The organism is Candidatus Erwinia dacicola (assembly GCF_001756855.1).
Lineage (GTDB): Bacteria > Pseudomonadota > Gammaproteobacteria > Enterobacterales > Enterobacteriaceae > Erwinia > Erwinia dacicola.
In genome coordinates this window covers 1-2,911 of the sequence record NZ_MAYS01000495.1, presented here as the reverse complement: position 1 = coordinate 2,911, position 2,911 = coordinate 1, and the positions used below count along the sequence as shown (strand labels likewise).

The 2,911-nt window shown below is 54.8% G+C and carries 4 protein-coding genes and 1 pseudogene; 1 reads left to right on the top strand and 4 read right to left on the bottom strand.

Translation table 11 applies throughout. From position 1 onward, the window contains the following. Nucleotides 1-237, bottom strand: a pseudogene (locus BBW68_RS12880) (IS6 family transposase); the annotation flags it as partial. A 326-nt stretch (nucleotides 238-563) separates the two neighbouring features. On the opposite strand from BBW68_RS12880, the gene BBW68_RS12875 reads away from it, so the two are divergent. Then, nucleotides 564-770 carry a hypothetical protein gene (locus BBW68_RS12875; RefSeq protein ID WP_070135668.1) on the top strand — a complete coding sequence of 69 codons (207 nt, stop codon included), beginning with the start codon at nucleotides 564-566 and terminating at the stop codon, nucleotides 768-770. 69 nt (nucleotides 771-839) lie between these two features. Here the strand turns inward: BBW68_RS12875 and cmoB are convergent, their stop codons facing one another. The 3 genes from cmoB to BBW68_RS12860 all read right to left on the bottom strand — a co-directional run. Next, nucleotides 840-1,808, bottom strand: a complete 969-nt coding sequence (gene cmoB, locus BBW68_RS12870; RefSeq protein ID WP_070135667.1) for a tRNA 5-methoxyuridine(34)/uridine 5-oxyacetic acid(34) synthase CmoB — start codon at nucleotides 1,806-1,808, stop codon at nucleotides 840-842. Continuing rightward, the gene (gene cmoA, locus BBW68_RS12865; protein ID WP_070135666.1) at nucleotides 1,805-2,545 is read right to left on the bottom strand and encodes a carboxy-S-adenosyl-L-methionine synthase CmoA; all 741 of its coding nucleotides are present in this window, start codon (nucleotides 2,543-2,545) and stop codon (nucleotides 1,805-1,807) included. The genes cmoB and cmoA overlap by 4 nt, the downstream gene beginning before the upstream one ends. Nucleotides 2,546-2,646: 101 nt before the next feature. Then, nucleotides 2,647-2,911, bottom strand: a 265-nt coding sequence (locus tag BBW68_RS12860; protein ID WP_186821336.1) for an MAPEG family protein, incomplete at its 5' end; no start/stop codon positions are given.

Genomic DNA, 2,911 nt, shown 5'->3' with positions numbered 1-2,911 from the left:
TTCATCGAGATGCCATGAGCCAAAACCGGAAGGTTGACGCCAGTACCAGCGCAGCCGCTTTTCCATCTCAGGTGCAGAACGCTGAACCCATCGATAAATCGTGGGGTGATCAACATTTACCCCTCGCTCAGCCAGCATCTCCTGCAGCTCACAATAACTGATGCCATATTGGCAGTACCAGCGGACGGCCCACAGGATAATATAACGCTCAAAATGTCGACCTTTAAATGGGTTCATGTGCTGCTCCTTCAACTAAACAGTGGCATCAGTTTACCATCGCCAGATCTTTGCAACAGTGCCAAAACTAGTATCAAGACTATCACTAACTTAAGTGATACTAACTGTCTGGATATTCAAGGGGCCAGTCTACAGTATCACCAGTTCAACCAATAAATTTCTTCTGCAGGGTGAGCAGGGTTTTACAGAAACCACTAATCGCTTCGACGACAAACAGCGCCTAGTGCGCAGCGTGTCGCGCGGCTCAGATAAAACAGCAACGGGGCTTTCGACTACCGCTGGAAAGTAACAATCAGCTGTTCTCTTCAAAATCGGAACGCAGCACCATGCAGTGGCGCTACGATAAACAGGACCGCGAGCTGAGTCTGACCACCAAAACTGACAATGCCCTCAGCAGCATGACCAGCGTCGACGAGTGCCAGCTGTGGGACGATCGCGGTAACTGTCCCCTGAGCTACTCAAGCGAGATGGAAGTTTTTCCCAGTAGAATTGGGTGCCGCAATATTACCGCTGCCTATCGATTTGAGTATTGAGAATGAAAACGGGACTGGCATGCCCGTCCCCTACGCAGATGCCAAGCTCGCGTCACTTGTCCCCTTTGCTCAGGACTTAGTGGCTACCAGTACCGCACGCAGCGGGGCCGGATAACCTTCTACCGTTTTGCCCGGATCGTTCGGGTCGAGGAACTCGGCGAGGGATTCGCTGGTCATCCAGTCGGTACGGCGCTGTTCCTGGATGCTGGTCACGGAGTAGTCCGCAATCTTCACATTGACGAAACCACACTTTTCCAGCCAGTTTTTCAGCGCCCCGGTAGAGGGGATAAAGTAGACGTTGCGCATCTGTGCATAGCGTTCGCCCGGCACCAGCACCTGCTGGTCGTCGCCTTCCACCACTAACGTCTCCAACACCAGTTCTCCGCCGGAAACCAGCTGGTTTTTCAGCTGGAAGAGGTGATCCAGCGGTGAACGACGATGGTAGATCACGCCCATAGAAAATACAGTGTTGAACGCCTTCAGCTCCGGCAGTTGCTCAATGCCGAGCGGCAGCAGGTGGGCGCGCTGATCGTTACCCAGCAGCTTGCGCACGGCTTCGAACTGACACAGAAACAACTGCATTGGGTCGATGCCCACTACCAGCTTGGCACCTGCGCCCAGCATGCGCCACATATGGTAGCCGCTGCCGCTGCCGACATCTAGCACGGTGCGCCCGGCTAGGGAAGAGATATGCGGCAGCACGCGCTCCCATTTCCAGTCGGAGCGCCATTCGGTATCGATATTGACGCCATACAGCGAGAACGGACCTTTGCGCCACGGCATCAGATTACGCAGCAGTTTCTCAATGCCGTCACGCTGGTGGGCGGTCAGCTGCGTGCTGTCGGCTCTGACGCCGTGCAGCAGGTCGAGGGTTTCCGGGACGATGTCCGGCAAGTGCTCGACGGAGCGGTCCCAGTTCTTGAAATGGCCGTGCAGCGATTCACGCTGCACGGCGGCGATCTTGCCCGGCAGCGTTTCCAGCCAGTGCGACAGCGGGCTTTTGGCAGTCAGTTGGTAAAAGTTTCCGAAATCCATCAGGCGTGACTCGCTTTTAAGGCAATTAAAGAGCCAAAGTTAAAGCACTGGAACCACAGCTCGGCATGTTCGAAACCGGCGCTGCGCAGGCGCGATTTGTGGGTTTCCACGCTGTCAGTCAGCATCACGTTTTCCAGCATGCTACGTTTCTGGCTAATCTCCAGCTCGCTGTAGCCGTTGGCACGTTTGAAGTCGTGATGCATGTTGAACAGCAGTTCACCCACATCGGCATCGGCAAAGCTGAATTTCTCAGACAGCACCAGCGCGCCACCGGGCTTCAGGCCCTGATAAATGGTATTCAGCCTTTGCTGGCGCTCTTCCGGTTCAAGAAACTGCAGCGTAAAGTTGAGCACCACCATCGAGGCATTTTTAATCGGGATCTGGCGAATGTCGGCCTCGATCACTTCCACCGGCGTGTCGGCACGGAAGGCGTCGATATGGCGGCGGCAGCGCTCGACCATCGCGGGGGAGTTATCTACGGCGATAATATTGCACCCTGCGGCTTTGATGTTGCGGCGTACCGACAGGGTGGCGGTGCCCAGTGAACAGCCAAGGTCATAGATCGTTGAGTCCGGCTGAACAAATCGTTCGGCTAACATGCCAATCATCGAAATAATGTTGGAATAGCCGGGCACGGAGCGCTGAATCATATCGGGAAAGACTTCAGCCACGCGCTCGTCAAACATCCAGTCGCCGATTTTGGCAATTGGTGCGGAAAACAGCGTATCGCGGTTAGACATGATGGTAAGTCTGGAAAGGCTAACGGAAAAGGCATATTTTGGCAGAAAGCGATGCGGGCTGCACCTTTTCTGCCAGTCTACAGATTAATGCAGGGTAAAAACTAGTCCCATGGCAGGAACACCAGATTGGTGACAACCATGTCGAACATGGAGAGCAGCGTTAAAATCATGCCATTGCGGCGCCACAGCAGGGTTCGGCTGCGTAAGCCGTGAAAGTGCATCAGGCGACCAAGGAAAAACAGCACGCCGAGCAGGTGCAGCAGGACCACGTCAGCTCCGTTCATCTCCATAATCACCAGCAGCATCACGGCAATTGGAAGCCGTTTTGCAGCTCCAGCATGATGGCCAGAACGAACGGCGTCGCCA

Coding starts and splice junctions, on each gene's coding strand:
- BBW68_RS12875 (WP_070135668.1), top strand. CDS start 564: ATGCAGTGGCGCTACGATAAACAGGACCGCGAGCTGAGTCTGACCACC.
- cmoA (WP_070135666.1), bottom strand. CDS start 2,545: ATGTCTAACCGCGATACGCTGTTTTCCGCACCAATTGCCAAAATCGGC.